This is a genomic window from Micrococcales bacterium (assembly GCA_016703125.1).
Taxonomy (GTDB): Bacteria; Actinomycetota; Actinomycetes; order S36-B12; family UBA10799; genus JADKAV01.
The window spans coordinates 520,869-538,713 of the sequence record JADJCR010000002.1; the positions used below are offsets into that span (position 1 = coordinate 520,869).

Genomic DNA, 17,845 nt, shown 5'->3' on the forward strand with positions numbered 1-17,845 from the left:
CACTACATGTGGTTGGCGGTCCTCTTGGCCCTGAACCGCACCGTGGTGATGGGTCCTTTCCCGGCGGCACCGATGCCGCGGACCTTGAGCCCGTATCTCTTGCCGGCCCGCAGATGGCGCACGGTGTACTTGCGCGTGGTGACGGGGCGCCAAGCGGTGTACTTCTTGCCTGGGCGTCGCACCCGAATCTGATAGTGGGTGGCGTTCAGCGCCCCGGTCCAGCGGACGACGGCCTTCTTGCGCAGGACCTTGACCTTGACCTTGACCTTGCCTACGGCGGCCGGCGGTTGGGCCAGTGGCGTGAGCACCGGGCTCGCCGCAGATGGCGCGGACGTGCCTAGGGCATTCGTCGCGGTGACGGTGAACGTGTGACCGATGCCGTTGGTGAGGCCGTCGACGATGCAACAAGTGCCTGCGGTCACACACTGTCCGGTCGGCGCACCGGTGACCGAGTATGAACTGACCGGCGACCCGCCGTCCCACTCGGGTGGGACCCACGTGAGGGTGACCCGGCCGTCTCCAGCCTCACCGGCCAGCCCGGTCGGCGGATCCGGGGCGCTCAGCGGCGGTGCCTCGGCGGTGGCGGCAAGAGTGAACCCGGACCCGCAGGACACCACCCGCGGCGTGCCGAGTGTGCCGGGCGCGAGCACGGCGCTGGTCGCGTACTGCCCCGTGACGCTGCCGATCTCGCCGTGACCATTCATGCCCCAGCAGTAGAAGTCGGCAGCGGTGGCCGCGCACGCGTGCTGCGCCCCCGCGCTGACATGCCGGATGGTCAAGCCGCCCAGTCCGGTGACTGCGGTCGGCACGAGCCGCGGGCTCATGTCCCCGGCGCCGAGTTGGGCCCAGCCGTTGTGCCCCCAGCAGAGGGCATTGCCCTCGGAGATCCCGCAACTGGCGAGCCGGCCGGCCGACACGGCGGTGAAGGGGTGTCCGCCGGCGATAGCGACCGGTCCCGGCGAACTCGTGTCGTCGCCCGTGCCGAGTTGACCGTAGTAGTTGTCGCCCCAGCAAAGCCCGTTCCATCGACGGCCCAGGCACAGGTGTGTGCCGCCCCGGCAGAGATCCCGGCCAGCGGCTTGCCCGGATCGCTCACGACGACAGGTTCACGTCCGGTCCCGGGCGCCCCCAGCTGGCCGTCGTCGTTGCGACCCCAGCAGTAAGCCTTGCCCGCGGTGTCCAGAGCACACGTGTGGTAGCCGCCGGCCGTGATCGAGACCAGGGTCTTGCCCGCCAGCACGCCAGTAACGGAGACCGGAATCGGAACCAGCGAACGGACGGCGTTGAGGTCGCCGAGTTGGCGGTAGTTGCCGTCACCCCAGCAGTAGGCACGCCCGTCGACCAGGGCGCAGGTGTGCGCCTCGCCCGCGGCGATGGCAGAAGCCGGCCCCAGCGAGACGCTCACCGGCTCGTCGCGGTACCCGACGGTGCCCATCCCGAGCTGGCCCTGGTCACCGTTACCGGCGCACTGCACCGAGCCGTCCTGCAGGATCACGCAGGCATGGCCCGCGCCAGCCGCGACCTGCGTGGCCCCTGCGGGTACCGCCACCGGCGCCCATGCCTCCCAGATGCGGCCGTCCCCCAGTTGCCCCGACTCGCCCGCACCCCAGCAGTACGCGTGGCCGTCGCCGTCGATTGCGCACGATTGGTTGAAGCCGGCGGCCACCCGGACGGCCTCTTCGGGAACGGCCACGACGGCGGGGCTCAGCACCTTGCCGATGTTGTTGTTGCCGACCTTGCCCTCCGCGCCGTCACCCCAGCACAGCGTGCTGCCATCTGCGGCGAGTCCGCAGGTGTGGATACTCCCAGCACTGATCGCCCTCAGCCCACCCGCTGGCAGGCCGACCACCGCACCCGGGGTGCCGGAGGTCGTGGTGGAACCACGTCCTAGTTGCCCGTAGTATCCGTAGCCCCAGCAGTAGGCCTCACCGCTGGGCCCCACCGCGCAGGTGTGAGAGCCGCCGGCTGTGATGCTGATCAGTTGCTCTGCCACCGAATGGTCGACCTGCACCGCAGTCAGGGCGTTCGTGGTCGTGCCGTCACCAAGTTGGCCGAAGTAGTTGTAGCCCCAGCAGAACGCGTGGTCCTTCTGGTCCACGGCGCATGTGTGGCCGCCGCCGCTGTCGATTTCGGTCAGGATCACTGTGTTGAGCACGCCACTGGTGTCGACCGCACGGGGCAGCGGGGCTTCGGTGGTGTCACCTGTCCCCAGTTGTCCACCGCCGTTGATCCCCCCAGCAATAGGCTCGCCCCGCGGTGTCGAGTGCGCATGCCGTGAAATTGCCCATGGTGATGTCGGTGAGCGTCTTGCCCGCGAGCACCCCGTCGGCGTCGACCCGGACCGGACTCGTGGCGTTGGTGGTGGCGCCGTTGCCCAAGGAGTATCTGACACCCCAGCAATGGGCCTGGCCCTTGTCGTCGATCGCGCACCTTCCCCAGGTGCCGACTGCGATCTGGGTGAGCACCGTGCCTTCCGGGAAGTCGACTGCCACGGCTGAGGATGAGCTCGTCGCCTGGCCGTCGCCGAGTTCGCCCGAGACGCCGAGCCCCCAGCACCACGCCGCGCCGTGGGTGTCGAGGGCGCAACGTGCCGCTCGCCGGTGGCGATCTGATCCAAGCTGGTGGTCGCGGACACGGCCATGGGAGTCATCGCGATCCCGGTCATTCCCACCCCGAGTTGGCCGAAGTAGGAGGACCCCCAACCATAGGCGCGCGGGGTGTCGGGGGGACGCGAGGCGGAGGCGGTGTAGGGGAGCCCGAGCCCTGCCAGCAGCAGGACCAGAACCATCGAAATGCGCTTCATCGAAGCCACCCCCCGACCTGCGCGTCGGTGACTCCAGTCTACGCCGGACGTGGGCTGGGGGACGAGGCGAAGAGAGGAGCCCACTTGTTCTCGACCGGCACCGAACCCGCTGGCCCGGTGTAGTCTCACGCACGTGAGTGCCCCGATCCTGCCCAGGCGCGTCCTCGTGACCGGCGGCGCAGGATTCATCGGCTCGCACCTGTGCGAACGTCTGCTGCAGCAGGGGCACGAGGTCCTGTGCCTCGACAACTTCTACTCGTCGTCGCGGGGCAACGTCGAGCATCTGATCGCGAACCGGCGGTTCGAGTTGATGCGCCACGACGTCACCTTCCCGCTGTACGTCGAAGTGGACGAGGTCTACCACCTGGCCTGCCCGGCCTCCCCGATCCACTACCAGCGCGACCCCGTCCAGACCACCAAGACCAGCGTCCACGGTTCGATCAACGTGCTCGGGCTGGCGAAGCGGACCAAGGCGCGCATCCTGCTCGCATCGACCTCCGAGGTCTACGGCGATCCGACAGTCCATCCCCAGACGCGAGGACTACTGGGGAACGTCAATCCGATCGGTGTTCGCGCCTGCTACGACGAGGGCAAACGGTGCGCCGAGACGTTGTTCAGGACTACCGGCGGCAGCACGCCATGGACACGAAGATCGTGCGGATCTTCAACACGTACGGGCCGCGCATGGCACCGGACGACGGCCGGGTCGTCAGCAACTTCATCATGCAGGCGCTGGCCGGTGAACCGCTGACGGTCTACGGGACCGGTGAACAGACGAGGTCCTTCTGCTACGTCGATGATCTGGTGGACGGGCTCGTGGCGATGATGAACACCGCGCCGGACGTCAGCGGACCGATCAACCTCGGCAATCCGGAGGAGGTCAGCATGCGGAATCTGGCCATTAAGATCGCCCAGATCGCTGGTGTCGAAGTAGAGATGAGGCATGAACCGCTGCCCGACGACGATCCGGCGCAACGGATGCCCGACGCCTCGCGTGCCGGCGACGAACTGGGCTGGTCCGCCGGCGTCTCGCTGGACAAGGGTCTGGAGCAGACGCTGAACTGGTTCCGGCAGCAGTACTTCAGTGATCCGGTTGGTGCACCGTGAGCGAGCGACTCGGTACCCGTCAGCCGCGGGTGTCGACCCGTAACGAGTTCCTGCGCGACTATCAACTGCGGGTGCGAGCGCTGGACGTGGCGGTCATCCTGGCAGCGATCGTCGTCGGTCTGCTCCTGGGATGGGGCTACGGCGGCGAGTTCTTCGGGGATGACCGACCCCGGCAGGTGTTCAGTATCGCCCTGCTGATCGTGTGGCCGGTGGCCCTTTGGCAGACCCAGTCGACCAAGGCCACCCTGATCGCCAACGGACTCGGTGAGTACCGGCGCGTCATCGTGGCCACCGTCTGGACGGCCCTGATCGTGATGAGCCTGGCCTATCTGACCGGCACCAGCCGCGGTCGTTGGTTCCTGTTCGGCGTGCTGCTGTCCGGACTCGCGCTGCTCTTGCTGGAGCGCAACCTCATGCGGCGATGGCTGCACCGGCGGATGGCCGAGGGGCAGCCCTTGCACCGGGTGTTCCTGATCGCTCCGCCATCAAGGCTGGCCTCCCTTCAGGGTGACCTGGCGCTTTCCCAGGGCCGCTTCGTAACGGTCGGGGGCTTGACGCTGGAGCACGACTGGGACCCGAGATCGGCAGTGGACAACGCCCTGGCCAGTCGGGCGGACACCATCCTGTTCGCCCCCGGCGGTGACATGGATCCCCAGCAGACCCGGCGGCTGGGCTGGGCGATGGAGGACTCCGACCTGTCGTTGATGGTGAGCGCGTCGCTGGTCGAGGTGGCCGGACCCCGGCTGTCCGTCGAGCCCGTCGAGTCGTTGTCCTTCGTGCGTGTCGACATGCCGAAGTTCAGCGGCACGGCGATCGTGCTCAAGGCGATCACCGACGTCGTGGGCGCCAGCATCCTGCTGATCCTGCTCGGATTGCCGATGCTGGTGGTCGCTCTCCTCATCCGGCGCGGTTCCGCCGGGCCGGCGATCTTCAAGCAGGAGCGGGTGGGCATGGACGGCAGGACCTTCATGTGCTGGAAGTTCCGGACCATGTACGAGGACGCAGATGCCCGACGGGCGGAACTGCGCGCCGCGCACGGTGACGACGGCGCGACGTTCAAGATGGCCGACGATCCGCGGGTGACCCGCGTCGGGCGGTCCCTGCGGCGGTTCTCCATGGACGAGTTGCCACAACTAGTCAACGTGTGGCGCGGCGACATGTCCCTGGTGGGCCCGAGACCGCACCCCTTGGACGACGTGGAACGCTACGACGACCTGGCGGTACGCAGGTTGCGCGCTCGGCCCGGGATGACCGGTCTGTGGCAGGTGCGCGGCCGCTCGGACCTGTCGTGGGAGGAGTCGGTGCGGCTCGACCTGTACTACGTGGAGAACTGGTCGCTGTCGATGGACTTCGTGATCATGGCGAGCACCGTCAGTGCGGTACTTGGTGGGCGGGGGGCTTACTGAGTGCGTGTGCTGCTCAGCGGTTACACGTGCGATTCGGACGGGGGCAGCGAGGCTGCAAACACCTGGTACACGGCGCTCGAACTCGCCCGGGCCGGGGCTGCCGTCCATCTCTTGACGCGGGAGGCCGGCAGGGCGCAGGTGGCCCCCGCCGTGGCTGAGGCGCAGGCTATCGGCCTGGAGTTGGGGGTCACCTACCTGTCCGACGAGATCCGCCCGGCAGCCCTGCAGCGGGGACAGATCGGCGTCTACGCGAAATATGCGGCCTTCCAGCGGCGCGTACACGCCTGGGCGCAGGCCCCCCCGGGTTGGGATGTCGGTCATCACGTGTGGTGGGGGTCGGTGAACCATCCCGTGGGTCTGGCCGGCGCGGTCCGACCGCTGGTCCTCGGGCCGGTCGGGGGTGGCCAAGGCCTGCCTCGTGACCTTGCCCAGTGGGTCGATGGCCCCCTGCGCTGGCAGCGCCTGAGGAACGCGGCGCTAGCCGACGGGGGCGGGTTGAGGCGACTGTGGTCACCAGGTGTCCGTAAGGCCGATCTGGTGCTCACCGCCAACCGGGAGACCGAGCGCCTGGTGGGACGCATGGGCGTAGTAAGTACCGCCCCAATGCTTCCTGAGGGTGTGCGGCGGATGCCTTCGGCGGCCGAGTTCCCGGTGCGCCCACTGGTCGTCTGGGTCGGGCGACTGTTGCCGATAAAGGGGGTGCGTCTGGCTGTTGAGTCCTTCCGTGAATGCCGCCTTCGCGTCCCCGAGGCGCAGTTGTTGTTCATCGGCGACGGCCCCCTGGCTCAGGATCTCCGGGCATGGTCCGGCCCGCTCGTGGATGAAGGGGCGGTGCAGATCCTCGGACGGATGCCGTGGGATGCCGCCCAGCGGACACTGCGCACCGCGAGGCTGCATCTGTTCACGGGCGTACGGGACTCGTCATCGGCGCAGACTCTCGAGGCGGCGGCCTGGGGGGTGCCAACAGTTGGGCTGGATCAATTCGGGCTGCGACGGTTCTGCCACCGACCGGGGTTCATATTGGTGCCTCCCACACCCGGCACATCGCTGCCCGAGCGACTGGGGGCGGCCATGGCAAGGGCACTGGACTGGGATGACTCGCAGTGGCGGGTCCAGAGCGGGGGCGCCCGGGAGTTCGCGGGTGAGAACACCTACTCTGCACGGGCCAGGGTTCTGCTGGCGCACTACGACGATGTCCGCTCACGACGGGCTGAAACGCCTCGGCGCTAGGGTTCAGGCATGTCTCGCGCATCGCAGCATCTGATGGGGCACTCATCCACACGAGATGTCCTTGGCGAGTGGGTGGCGGCTGCGTGAAGCCCTCGGTGCTGCTCGTGTCCAATCATCCAGATGACGCCGGCTCCCCAGGGCATCTTGACGGCCTCCGCTGTCTTGTGGCCTCAGGGGAGTTGGGCGGAGTGGAGGTCGTCCACGCGGCGGCCCGCCCGGGGGAATCTCAGATGTCCGTCAACGAGCGGGTCGTCCGCGAGATCTCGGCATCCCGGTGCGAGAACGTCCTAGTGCTGTCCATGAAGTCGCGGGTCACGGACATGGAGGGCGTGAGTGGAGCGTTGGCAGGGCGACGGCTCCTCTACTGGGAAGGCGACCCCTGGGGCAGAGGGAAGCGCGCTCCTGAGGAGATGAAGGCTTGGTTGTCGATGGCGGACACTGTGTTCAGCGTGGGTGGTCATCCTCAAGTGGAACTGCTGAACCGGGCCGGCGCCGCACGTGTGGTAGGGATCATGCACACCTACGACCACGTCCTCTTCTCCGCCGCTGAGAAGGGCGAGACCCCGCGCCGGACAACTTGCGACGTCGTGTTCCTGGGCTCGAACCTCACGCGAGTACCTCTGATCTCGGGCTTACCCGGATCGTGGCAGAGATTCGATCTCGTGGCTGGCCTGCGCAGGGACCACGGTCCCCGGTTCCTGCTGGGTGGCGCAGGGTGGCCTCGCCGATGGTCAGTCGGCAGGGTTCCGTTCGGCGCGCAGGCGGCCTTCCTCCGCCGCGCGGAGGTCGTGGCCAACTGGGATCATTTCCCCGGTACTCATGCCTACACCAGTGACAGGCTGGCAGTCGCGATGATCAGCGGACGGGTCCAGGTTTCCACGAGGCATCCCGAGATGGACTGGTTGCCCGGTCGCGAAGCCGGCTTGGTTCTGGTGGCCAGCCCGTCTGAAGTACGTCGGGCGGTGCGTTCCGTGCTCGATGCAGGAGATGCGCCGGAACTGGGCCGGTATGCGCATTCATGGGCCAAGGGGCGGGTGAGTCACCGGGAGGCCGTGAGGTTCATGCTGTCGACTGTCTGGGACCATGTGGAACCACCACCTGCTGATCCGTGGGCCAGGATTCCGCAGGTGCATCATGCCTAGAAATGTCGTCGTTCTGATGGGCCGGCTGGGGAATCAACTCTTCCAGTACAGTTTCGGCGTCTGGCTGCATCAGCAGACAGGACTTCCAACGGCATTCGATTGTTCGTTCGTGGGGAGGTCCGGACTCTGTGGTCCGGATGCCCTGCGACGTGCCATGTGGGAAGCGCGTGTTCGTGGCTCCCCGCGCATGCCAGTGCTCCGAGGTCGACTCGATCCGTTGGCGCGGCTCCTGAGGGCTGTACGCGGGCCCTCCCGACTGATCGTGGATCTGAGCGCTGAGGGCGAGTTGTCAGCTTCGCAACTGCGAGCAGCTTGGTATCTCGGGTACTGGCAACGCTGCGAATATGCGATGAGCGCCCGGCGACAGTTGCAGGGGATCTTCGGCCTCTCGGACACGACCAGGGACCCAGTGATCCGCGTGCACATACGCCGCGGCGACTACGTGGCCTTGGCCCAGACCGCGGAGACCTCTTGGTATCAGCGGGCCGTGGCACGGGCGCTGGAATCACGTCCCGGTCCGGTGGAGGTGATCAGTGATGATCCGGAATGGTGCGGGTCCGTTCTGCGACTTCCGGTGCCCTTCGAGGTGCGTACATATGGGTCTGTGCTCGCCGACTTCGACGCGTTGGCTCGGGCCGATGTGCTGGTCGCAACGGGCAGTACCTACTCGTGGTGGGCAGCGTTCCTCGGCAGACCCCACGTGGTTCACGGACACCAGGTGCTACCGCCGACGCTGTGGTCGGCTACGGAGGGGGTCCTTGTCGTATGAGGGCCATAGGCATCTGCGTGCGCGGCTTCCACGGAACCGCTTGTCAGCGACGCAGGTGCTGGAGAACTGGGAGGTGTCGCCTTGCGGCGTACGTCGCCAGAAGGAACACCCCCACGCACGTTGCGCTGGCAGCGATGACGATCCATGAGTCCGCGTCTGCCCAGGCCAGCCAGCACGAAGCACAGTCACCGGAACTGAAGCCAGCAACGCGACCGTCAGCCAGCGGGCGGCGGTGCTGATTTCGAGCAGCCTGTGACGGTATGCAGCGTGAACACTCGCCAGGAGGAAGAGCCAGGACGCAGCGAGGCTGCCTGCCGCCAACCATCGCCAATCCGCAGTGACCACCAGACCAACGGTGGCGACGGCCATCACGCTGATACTCGATGCCTGACCCCACCACAGGACTCTGAAGCGCCCGGCCGCTTCGGAGGCTGTGGTCAGCAGAGTGGCAATGGCTGTGACGGCAGCAGCTAGCCACAACCACACCGCCATATGCGAGGCCACGACCCACTGATCCCCGAGGAGGATGAGTACACCTGCGTGTATCGCGGGAGCCAAGCCGAGGGATGCCGGGATGACCAGCCAGAGCCCCCTGACAGCAATTCGGTCCATGCGGGCGTGGATCCGGCGAGCCATCCGCCTTCCTGAAGTGCGGAAAGGCCGCCGTGGACCACGCCCGGACAGCCGTTTCAACCGGTACCTGAGTGAGCGCGACAGCGCGGTTCCACGCCCCTAGGACGTCGGGACCCGCCACCCGGCTGAGAACCCACAAGGGCACAGTGAACGTGAAGTAGGAGACGACCGAGGTGCCCGAAGAGTTGACGGCGAATCGGAGATCGGGAACGGAATCCGCTCGGGGTACAGCGGGTAGCCGAGTGCCGGCGAGACGCCAGGCCAGTAGCAGGCCCAGGAATACCGGTGTCGAGACTGGAAGCACAGCAAGCGTCCACGGCTCTTTCAGGATGACGGTAACCGCGGCTCCTGCGGCTACCCCGAGGAGCCCGGCCGTCAGTGAGGCGAGGGTGAGTGTGCGCATTCGACCTAGCCGCCGAACGACTCCGGAGAGGACGCCTGCATAGGCAGCAGCCACGATGCTGAGACTCATCACCCTGATCAGGAGGGTGGCCTGCGCGTTCCCCCAGAGTGCAGCGAGCCAAGGTGCGCTGATGGCAACGATCGCCGCCAGGCTGGCGGCCGCGAAGAGGGCCAGCCCGAGGATCTGACGGTCGGCGGCTGTCGAATCATCTGGACGCCGCGCAGTCGATTTGGCGAAGCCGTTAACCGTGAGCAGCGACCCCAGCGCCACAGTCGCACTGGCCGCAGCGTAGGCCCCGAACTCGGACGGTGCGAACAGGCGACTGGTGATCGCCGTGTATCCCAGCTGTGTCAGCAAGAGCACGACCTGCACGATCAGCAGGCCGGAGGCCTGCCGGGCGACGCTACGCACCAGATGGTCAGACATGGGCCCTGGTACCTTGCCGTGGGCGGCGTGGCCGGCGACTCCAAGCGTCCACTCCCGCCACGAAGGACCTCACCATACGGTCCATTGGGCAGTCGGAGGCCTTATCGAGACAGGCACCGACCATCGCCGAACGCCGGCCCTCGTCCCCCAGCAGCGTGACGAGGGCCTCGCCGAACTGGCGGGCTGTGGCGGCACCATCGAGCCAGCCGGAGTCACGGCCAGGTGACAGATACTCGGCCTCCGGACCGTGGAGCCTCCCCATTCGCGTGACGATAGGGACGCCGCTCACCAGGAGTCCACGACCACCAGCCCCAACTGGCTCGGAACGGCCAGCAGGCGTGCGGATTTCAGGGCGAGGGCCTTCGCGGGGCCGTCCACGCGGCCCAGCACCCGAACCGGCAGTCCGGCGTTCTGCATCGCCCGCAGCCTGGACTCGTCGTTGCCGGACCCGGCTACCAGAAGGCGGAATCGCCGTTCTTGCCGGTGGGCTGCACGGGCCGATGCAACGAGGTAGTCCACGTCCTTCAGGCCGTCCACTCCTCCCAGGAACAGGGCGCAGTAACGGGCATCGACGTCGTGCTCGGCCTGGAACCGAGCCAGTTCCGCCTCCGTGGTCGCATTGAGGTCACGAACCAGGGCGTCGGTGTCGATCGTGTTGTGGACAACAGTGACGCGATCGACCGGGTAGCCGTGGCCGATCACGTCAGCCGCCCCCGAAGGTGTGTAGGCGAAGAACCAGTCGCTCTGCCGCGTCACCCACTGCTTGAAGTTCGCGGCCGCAGCGCTCTGGGTCGAGGAGTACGACCGGCCGTGACCCCACAGAGCTACAGCAGGTCCTCCCCACCGGCGGCGCAGCAGCGGCATGTAGCCGTCCAGGTTCTTGATCGCCTGCTCCAGCACAAGATAGTCCGCTCTGGTGGCACCGACGTCGCGCAGAGGGCGATACCGCAAACGCCCACGGGTCCGCGATTCGAGCAGGTCGCGGGCGAGCAGAGCGGAGAAGCCGGTGTCTCCGTCGCCGCGGGCACTGTCCGTCCTGCCCACGACGACCACGAGTTCCACGTCCCGGGTGGCCAACTCCTCTGCGGTGCGACTGTAGAAGGCGGTTCGATAGCGCGGGACGTAGGGCTGCACGACCACGAGCCGTTTCATACCGGCGTCGTCCGGTCCGGTGGGTGTGCCTGGTTCCCTGCCAGCGCCACCCCGACAACCACCCAGGACCAACTGGGCCAGTAGTAGAACATCCCGTAGCCGAGCAGGCCACACAGGAAGATCGCCAGCGGGTCCAGCCGATCTGAACGCAACAGTGTGGAGGCAACAGTGATCGCGACCACGACGACGACCCCCGCCAGGCCCAGCATGACGCTCACATCCACGAACATGTTGTGCGCTGAGTTGTATGGGTTCATCACACCGTCGCCGGGCCACTTCACGGGATTGACGCGCAGCACTCCCCCGAACAACCAGTGGTCCGGATCTCTCGGTGCGACAAGGCGGGTCCGCCACATCTCGAGGCGCCAGTCAAGGCTGTTCGACGAGGTGGCGGCATCTGCCAGGCCCCGCTCGGAAGCGGGCTCGCCCGCCCTCGGTAGCAGGTGCAGACCCGTCAGGGGCGCGAGGTTCGCGACCACCAGATACGCAAGAGGCGCGACGAGGCCGATCCAACTCTGTCGGGGGGCACCGCGTCGGTAGAACCGCGCGAACATCAGGGCGGTCACGATCGTGAAAGCCAACCACACGCTGCGGTGTTGTGAGAGAACCACCGAAACGCCGAGGAAGGTGGCCAGCAGCGCCTGTGTCCGACCGGCGGCCATGTCGGTGAGGACGAGTGCGAAGGCGAGCACGATGAGAAGGGCGAGGCTGGCGTGAACCGTGCGCATCGCGTAGAAGTCGCCGTATCGGGAGGTCTCGGTATCGATGATGCCCAGTGCCTTGCCCAAGATCGCGAGGTCCTGAATCACCGCCACCAGCAGACCGAGGGTGGTCAGTATCCAACGCCATACGAGCCACCGGCGCGGACCGAAGGTGAGGCCGAAGAGCAGGAACGCGGCTGACAGCAGCCACGGGCTCCACCCCGCCCAGAAGTTCAGGCCGAAGCTTGTCCCGCCGTCGAGCACCCAAATCGACAAGCCGAGCGTGCACATCGCTGCGAACGTGAGGGCGAGTGCTAGTCGCCATCTGTCACCGAGACGCAGCAGTCCGCCGCCTAAGGCACACCCCACCAACCCAACGAAGGAGACGAGGTCTCTCGTCCACGACGGTTGAATGCTCGATGCGAGGCTCCAGGGTGAGATCGCAGAGAGCAGGGTGAGGATCAGTACGACGTCGATCCCTGACAACCTGGGACGGGGTTCGGTGTCGCGTCCGGCGGGAACGATGGCCCGCACTGAGGATTCCGACACGCGATCCAGACTAGTGCGGATGGCCTCCCCGGTTGATGGTTCGCCGAACCGATCCGATCGCAAAGTCACGGCACCCCGACGTCCGCAGCCCGTCGAAGGGACTCGACCAGGCGAGCTTGGGTGGCGTGACACGAGAATCGGCGTTCCAGCACCTCGGCATCTGCTGGCGAACTTGCACGGGACAGGTGCTCGGCCAACCCGTCAGCGATCCCGGTGGGATCATTGACCACCGTCGTGAGTGACGACTTCCGGAGTTCGCGGATGCTGGCCTGCTCGGGTGGACCGACTGCCAGAACGGGCCGGCCGGACAGGAGGTATTCGGGGACTTTGCCCGAGACGGACAAGCGCGTGTACGACAGAGTCGCTGGATCAGCCGCCTCCACGAAGAGTAGGGCGCAGGCGGATCCGAGTTCTGTGGGAACTGCCCGCGGGCTCAGGGAGCCGGCATGTTGGATCTGCGAACAACGTCGGGCCAGGTCCGCGGCCTGTTGGGTCTCCTTGGGGTTCACGAACAGTCGTACCCGCCAGCCCGCAGGCAGGTGCTGCGCAACCTTCAGGATCACTTCGGAGCGCTGGTTGGCCAGTCCTCCCACATAGAGAAGAACGCGGTCCGCAACTGGTTCCTGCTCACGCATGCACTGGATGTCCGCTGAAGTGACGCAGTTGCCGACCACATCACATTCCCGGCCGTAGCGCCGCGTGTATTCCTCTGCCATCTGGGAGCCCACGGTGAGTATTCGGGGGGAGCGGTCCAGCAGATCGTGCAGGGTACGACGCACCTTGTTTCGGACCGTGCCCGACATCATGGCGCCCGCATGTGCAGTGGACGGCCAGTCATCCAGGAAGTGAGGGACAACGGGGATGTCGAGTCTGCAAGATATCTCCACACACAGGCGTGATACGCGAGCCCCCCAGACCGGGCTGTGGATGACCTCCGGGGCGAAGTCGGTCACCTGCGCGATGAGGGATCTCGACAAGGTGGCCGGGCTGAGATCGCGCAAGGCGCGCAGGATCGCGCGACCACCGAGATCCCTACTCGGTCTGTGGCCGCCAGATGAGGAGCGCGGGCGGCCAGCGGACGACCTAAGCAGCGCGGCGCCGCCCTCCATCGTCCGGGTCATCGGCCCGCGGGCGTCGAGAACTGCCGGGGACTCGCTGGCGGGTCGGAGGCACAACTGCAGGAGCCTGTCGTCCGGCCAGGGTCCGAAGGCACGCGAGAGCGTTATTGCCGCGCTGTTCGCGTCTCCCAGTTCGGTGAAGCCGACGAACAGCACGCGTGGATAGGCTTCAGTTCCGATCGAGGGCGGCAAGGTCCGACTCCACCATCAACCGCGCCAACTCGGGAACGAAGGTCCGTGCTGTCCAGCCGAGTCCGTCGTGCGCTTTGGTCGGATCCCCGACAAGTTCGTCCACCTCCGTCGGCCGCAGGTACCGCTCATCGAGTCGGACGTGCCTCTCCCAGTCCAAGCCCAGGTGCCCGAACGCGAACCCCAGGAAGTCCCGGACGGAGTAGGACGTCCCAGTGGCGATGACGTAGTCGCCGGGATCATCCGCCTGCAGCATCAGCCACATCGCCTCCACGTACTCCTTGGCGTACCCCCAGTCCCGCTTGGCATCGAGGTTGCCCAGGTACAGGTGCTCTTGAAGTCCGGCCGCGATCCGGGCCGCGGCCATCGAGATCTTGCGGCTGACGAAGGTCTCACCCCGCCGCGGAGATTCGTGGTTGAACAAGATGCCGTTGACTGCGAAGATCCCGTAGGCCTCCCGGTAGTTCCGAGCCATCCAGTAGGCGTACACCTTGGCCGCGGCATACGGGCTGCGCGGTCTCAGGGGGCTGGTCTCCGACTGTGGCGGAGAGGTGCTGCCGAACATCTCCGAACTGCTCGCCTGGTAGAAGCGAGCCGGGATCTCCGTGGCTCGCAGCGCTTCCAGGATCCGTATCGTCCCCAAGCCGGTGACGTCTCCGGTGTACTCGGGCTCGTCGAAAGACACACGCACATGAGACTGAGCCGCGAGGTGGTAGACCTCGTCCGGTGCCACTTTCTCGAGCAGTGTGGTCAGGCGCGAAGAGTCGGTGAGGTCGCCGTAGTGCAGGAACAACCGGGCGCTGGGATCATGTGGGTCTTGGTACAGGTGGTCGATCCTGTGCGTGTTGAAAGTCGAGGCGCGCCGGATCAGCCCGTGCACGGCGTACCCCCTGGCGAGCAGCAACTCGGCCAGGTACGACCCGTCCTGGCCAGTGATCCCGGTGATGAACGCCGTCTTCATTGCGGCCACGTTATCGTCAGTCCTTGAGCGGCGTAGTGATGAAGGGGGCGCTGAGAGGACACGGGTCTGATCATGGGCTAGAACGCTGGGCGGGCTCCCGACCAGGTGGCGGTGATTCTTCGCGCGCGGGGCGCTCGTCAGGGCTGACATGATCTTTGCTTCAGCGTGCCACAGCGTGGGGGGCGCGACGACGACGTGAAGGGGGTCAGGGGTGAACGGAATCTCGTTTCATCGCTGGCTTCCGGCCTTCCTCATCGGTGCGGGGGTGGTAACCGCGGGCTTGCTGTTGATCCCGTCGCGCACGCTCGACGGTCGGTTCCCTTGGTACAGAGCGCAGAGCGGGGACGCCGGACGCTACCTCCTCATGGTGGATGGATTCTCGCAGCCGTATCCATGGGGCGGACGGTGGTTGGTCCCCCAGATCGCCTCTCTGTTGCCGTGGGATTCAGTGGTGGCCCTGTGGCTCGCAAATGTTGCCTTCATCGGCGTCTTCGCCGTGCTGGTGTCGGCGGCGGCGCTCGCTTTCACCAGTCGGATCACACCGGTGGCGCTCGCTTGGGCATTCGCGGGCGGCGGGGTGGGTCTCATGCTGCTCTTCCAGAATCCGTATCTGATTGATGCAGCCGCGCTCGCGTCGATTGCGGTCATAGGTTGCCTCCACCTGCGAGGGACGACAGTCTCCGCATGGTGGCTGGGACTCTTCATACCTGTGTCGTGCACCGTTCGGGAGTCGTGCGCGGTCTTCCTCCTGCTTCTGGCGGTGGACCGGCGATGGGGGATTCTCGCGGTATCGACGCTGATCTCTGGCGCTGCCGTGCTCTACGGATTCCAACTCGCCGACGCAGGGGGGAGCATCCCGCCCACCGGCGGCGTGGGGATGCTCTTCAAGGCCTACTCGGGTCTGGGCGCGCTCTGGATCCTGATGCTGGCGACCGTGTGGTTTCCAGGGGGGTCTTCGCGCCCCATCGCCGAGCGGAGGTTCATGACCTACGGGGTTGCGTGTGCCGGACTGGCCCTGATCGGCATCGGCACAGCAACCGACACCACCCGGATGGTCGCATTCCTGCTCCCTGTCGGCGTGCCTCTGGCGGCCGTCCTTCTGACGGGACTGACGACGCGGCGGGCGATTGGCCTTTCGCTCGCGACTGTGCCTGCCATGCTCTTCGTCGTCCCCACGCGACTCACCTGGGCGAGGGTCCCTCCGGGGATGGAGGAACTCGAGGATTGGTACATGACGAACTGGATGGTGATACTTCCGACGCTGGCGTTGGCGGCGGCCGCTGCACTGGTGGCAGTCGTCCTTGCTCGTCCTCAGCGGTTCAAGCATCCGCAAGTCCAGGATTTGCAGAAGGCCGACTGAGTATCGTCAGACCGTGCTCAAGAACTCCCTGGTCTACGTGGCGGGGCACCGGGGGCTCGTCGGCTCGGCCGTGTGGCGGGCGTTGCGGGATCGCGGGTCGACACCGTCGGCTGGCCCTCCAGCGAACTCGACCTGCGCGACCGATGGCGCATTCGACGCAGTCCCTATCGACGCGGCCGCAGGTGGTGGTCATGGCCGCCGCCCGCGTTGGCGGCATCATGGCCAACGCGACGCATCCGGTCCACTTCCTCAACGACAATCTGCGGATCCAGACCAATCTCTTCGAGGCTGCCCACGCCGCCGATGTGGAGCGTGTCGTCTTCCTGGGCTCCAGTTGCATCTACCCGGAAACTGGCTCCGCAGCCCATTCACGAGTCCTCTCTGCTCACTGGCCCACTTGAGGGCACCAACCAGGCCTACGCGGTAGCCAAGATCGCCGGAATCGAAGCAGTGAAGGCCTACCGCAAGCAGTACGGCCGCCGCTGGATCTCGGCCATGCCGACCAACCTCTACGGTCCCGGGGACAACTTCGATCTGAACTCCAGTCACGTGCTCCCCGCCATGATCCGCAAGTTCCATGAGGCAGACGATCGGGTGACGCTGTGGGGCACTGGCTCACCTCGCCGCGAGTTCCTGCACAGCGACGACGCGGCCTCGGGCATCTTGCACCTTTTGGAGCATTACGACGCCGACGAGCATGTCAACGTGGGCACCGGCCGCGACATCAGCATCCGTGAACTGGCCGAGCTCGTGGCGGAGGTTGTCGGCTTCCAGGGCCAGATCGATTGGGACACGTCCAAACCCGATGGAACTCCGCGGAAGTTGCTGGATGTGGCACGCCTCGGGGGTTTGGGCTGGACGGCGCAGATCGGTCTTCGCGAGGGGATCGCGGCGACCTACGCCTGGTTCAGAGCCTCCCGTCGGCCTCAGGACCCAACAGTCCCTTGACGTCGTAGAGAACGCCCTCCGGCCCGACGGTGCGGCGCAACGCGGGGCTATTCCGTCGAATTCGTCGTGGGCCACAGCCAGCACGGCCGCGGCGAAATCGTCGTCCAGGGCCTGCTCGAGACCCACGAAGTCGACCCCAACTGCTTGGCCTGGTCGGCCTCGACCCAGGGGGTCGGCCACGGCGACGACCACCCGTACTCGCGCAGCCGCTCCACGATGTCCACCACGCGCGTGTTCTTGGTATCCGGACAGTTCTCCTTGAAGGCAAGTCCCAGCACCAGCACCTTCGCGCCGCCCACCCGCAGTCCCTTGCGGATCATGAGCAGCACCAACTGGTCGGCGACATACGTTCCCATGGAGTCGTTGATCCGTCGGCCGGCCAGGATCACCTCAGGGTAATGACCGACCTCGATAGCCTTGTGCGTCAGGTAGTAGGGGTCGACGCCGATGCAGTGCCCGCCGACCAACCCGGGCCGGAACGGCAGGAAGTTCCACTTCGTGCCCGCCGCCGCCAGCACTTCAGCAGTGTCCAGGCCGAGGCGGTGGAAGAGCAGGGCCAACTCGTTGACCAACGCGATATTGACGTCCCGCTGGGTGTTCTCGATGACCTTCGCCGCTTCCGCCACCCGGATGGACGGCGCGCGGTGGATCCCGGCGGAGACGATCCCGCCGTAGAGGTCCGCCACGCGTTCCTCCGCCTCGTGCGACGATCCGCTCACGATCTTGACGACATCGGCCAGTCGCCGCGTCCGGTCCCCGGGGTTGATGCGCTCGGGGGAGTACCCGACGTCGAATCCCTGGTCGACCCGCAGGCCCGAGGCCCGTTCCAGCACGGGTATGCAGTCCTCTTCGGTGCAACCGGGATAGACCGTCGACTCGTACACGACGAGGTCTCCGGGATGCAGGGCCGCACCCACCGCGCGGCTGGCTTCGAGCAGAGGTCCGAGG

At 66.5% G+C, this 17,845-nt stretch carries 14 protein-coding genes and 2 pseudogenes; 7 read left to right on the forward strand and 9 right to left on the reverse strand.

Annotated elements, in window-relative coordinates; genetic code table 11:
- Positions 1-2: 2 nt before the first annotated feature.
- The 3 genes from IPG68_04235 to IPG68_04245 are packed head-to-tail and all read right to left on the reverse strand — an operon-like array spanning position 3 to position 2,492.
- Positions 3-917 (reverse strand): hypothetical protein, encoded by a 915-nt coding sequence (locus IPG68_04235; protein MBK6762519.1) that lies wholly within the window; start codon positions 915-917, stop codon positions 3-5.
- Positions 821-2,155 carry a hypothetical protein gene (locus tag IPG68_04240; GenBank protein MBK6762520.1) on the reverse strand — a complete coding sequence of 445 codons (1,335 nt, stop codon included), beginning with the start codon at positions 2,153-2,155 and terminating at the stop codon, positions 821-823. Before IPG68_04240 ends, IPG68_04235 begins: the two co-directional genes overlap by 97 nt.
- Before the next feature lie 43 nt (positions 2,156-2,198).
- On the reverse strand, positions 2,199-2,492 hold the full coding sequence (locus tag IPG68_04245; GenBank protein MBK6762521.1) for a hypothetical protein: 294 nt from the start codon (positions 2,490-2,492) through the stop codon (positions 2,199-2,201).
- A gap of 459 nt (positions 2,493-2,951) precedes the next feature.
- Between IPG68_04245 and IPG68_04250 the strand changes: the two are divergent.
- The 5 genes and pseudogenes from IPG68_04250 (at position 2,952) to IPG68_04270 (ending at position 8,457) form a co-directional block, all read left to right on the forward strand.
- Positions 2,952-3,910, forward strand: a pseudogene (locus tag IPG68_04250) (SDR family oxidoreductase).
- Positions 3,907-5,316, forward strand: coding sequence for a sugar transferase (locus IPG68_04255; protein MBK6762522.1), 1,410 nt, complete (start codon positions 3,907-3,909; stop codon positions 5,314-5,316). Before IPG68_04250 ends, IPG68_04255 begins: the two are co-directional and overlap by 4 nt.
- The gene (locus IPG68_04260; GenBank protein MBK6762523.1) at positions 5,317-6,546 is read left to right on the forward strand and encodes a glycosyltransferase; all 1,230 of its coding nucleotides are present in this window, start codon (positions 5,317-5,319) and stop codon (positions 6,544-6,546) included.
- A gap of 230 nt (positions 6,547-6,776) precedes the next feature.
- The gene (locus IPG68_04265; protein MBK6762524.1) at positions 6,777-7,688 is read left to right on the forward strand and encodes a hypothetical protein; all 912 of its coding nucleotides are present in this window, start codon (positions 6,777-6,779) and stop codon (positions 7,686-7,688) included.
- 349 nt (positions 7,689-8,037) lie between these two features.
- Positions 8,038-8,457: an alpha-1,2-fucosyltransferase gene (locus IPG68_04270; protein MBK6762525.1), complete on the forward strand. Its 420-nt coding sequence runs from the start codon at positions 8,038-8,040 to the stop codon at positions 8,455-8,457.
- Positions 8,458-8,500: 43 nt separating this feature from the next.
- Here IPG68_04270 and IPG68_04275 read toward each other — a convergent pair whose 3' ends face one another.
- From IPG68_04275 to gmd, 5 genes are all read right to left on the reverse strand, one after another.
- Positions 8,501-9,919, reverse strand: a complete 1,419-nt coding sequence (locus tag IPG68_04275; protein ID MBK6762526.1) for an oligosaccharide flippase family protein — start codon at positions 9,917-9,919, stop codon at positions 8,501-8,503.
- A 285-nt stretch (positions 9,920-10,204) separates the two neighbouring features.
- Positions 10,205-11,071 (reverse strand): glycosyltransferase, encoded by an 867-nt coding sequence (locus IPG68_04280; GenBank protein ID MBK6762527.1) that lies wholly within the window; start codon positions 11,069-11,071, stop codon positions 10,205-10,207.
- Positions 11,068-12,063, reverse strand: a complete 996-nt coding sequence (locus tag IPG68_04285) for an O-antigen ligase family protein (protein MBK6762528.1) — start codon at positions 12,061-12,063, stop codon at positions 11,068-11,070. The genes IPG68_04280 and IPG68_04285 overlap by 4 nt, the downstream gene beginning before the upstream one ends.
- 323 nt (positions 12,064-12,386) lie before the next feature.
- On the reverse strand, positions 12,387-13,595 hold the full coding sequence (locus tag IPG68_04290; protein ID MBK6762529.1) for a hypothetical protein: 1,209 nt from the start codon (positions 13,593-13,595) through the stop codon (positions 12,387-12,389).
- A gap of 13 nt (positions 13,596-13,608) precedes the next feature.
- On the reverse strand, positions 13,609-14,589 hold the full coding sequence (gene gmd / locus IPG68_04295; GenBank protein ID MBK6762530.1) for a GDP-mannose 4,6-dehydratase: 981 nt from the start codon (positions 14,587-14,589) through the stop codon (positions 13,609-13,611).
- Positions 14,590-14,800: 211 nt separating this feature from the next.
- Between gmd and IPG68_04300 the strand changes: the two genes are divergently transcribed.
- Both IPG68_04300 and IPG68_04305 read left to right on the forward strand, forming a co-directional pair.
- On the forward strand, positions 14,801-15,949 hold the full coding sequence (locus IPG68_04300; GenBank protein ID MBK6762531.1) for a hypothetical protein: 1,149 nt from the start codon (positions 14,801-14,803) through the stop codon (positions 15,947-15,949).
- A pseudogene (locus IPG68_04305) lies at positions 15,930-16,897 on the forward strand (GDP-L-fucose synthase). The gene IPG68_04300 and the pseudogene IPG68_04305 overlap by 20 nt, the downstream one beginning before the upstream one ends.
- A gap of 47 nt (positions 16,898-16,944) precedes the next feature.
- On the opposite strand, the gene IPG68_04310 reads toward IPG68_04305, so the two are convergent.
- A partial coding sequence (locus IPG68_04310) for a nucleotide sugar dehydrogenase (GenBank protein ID MBK6762532.1) occupies positions 16,945-17,845 on the reverse strand: 901 nt, incomplete at its 5' end.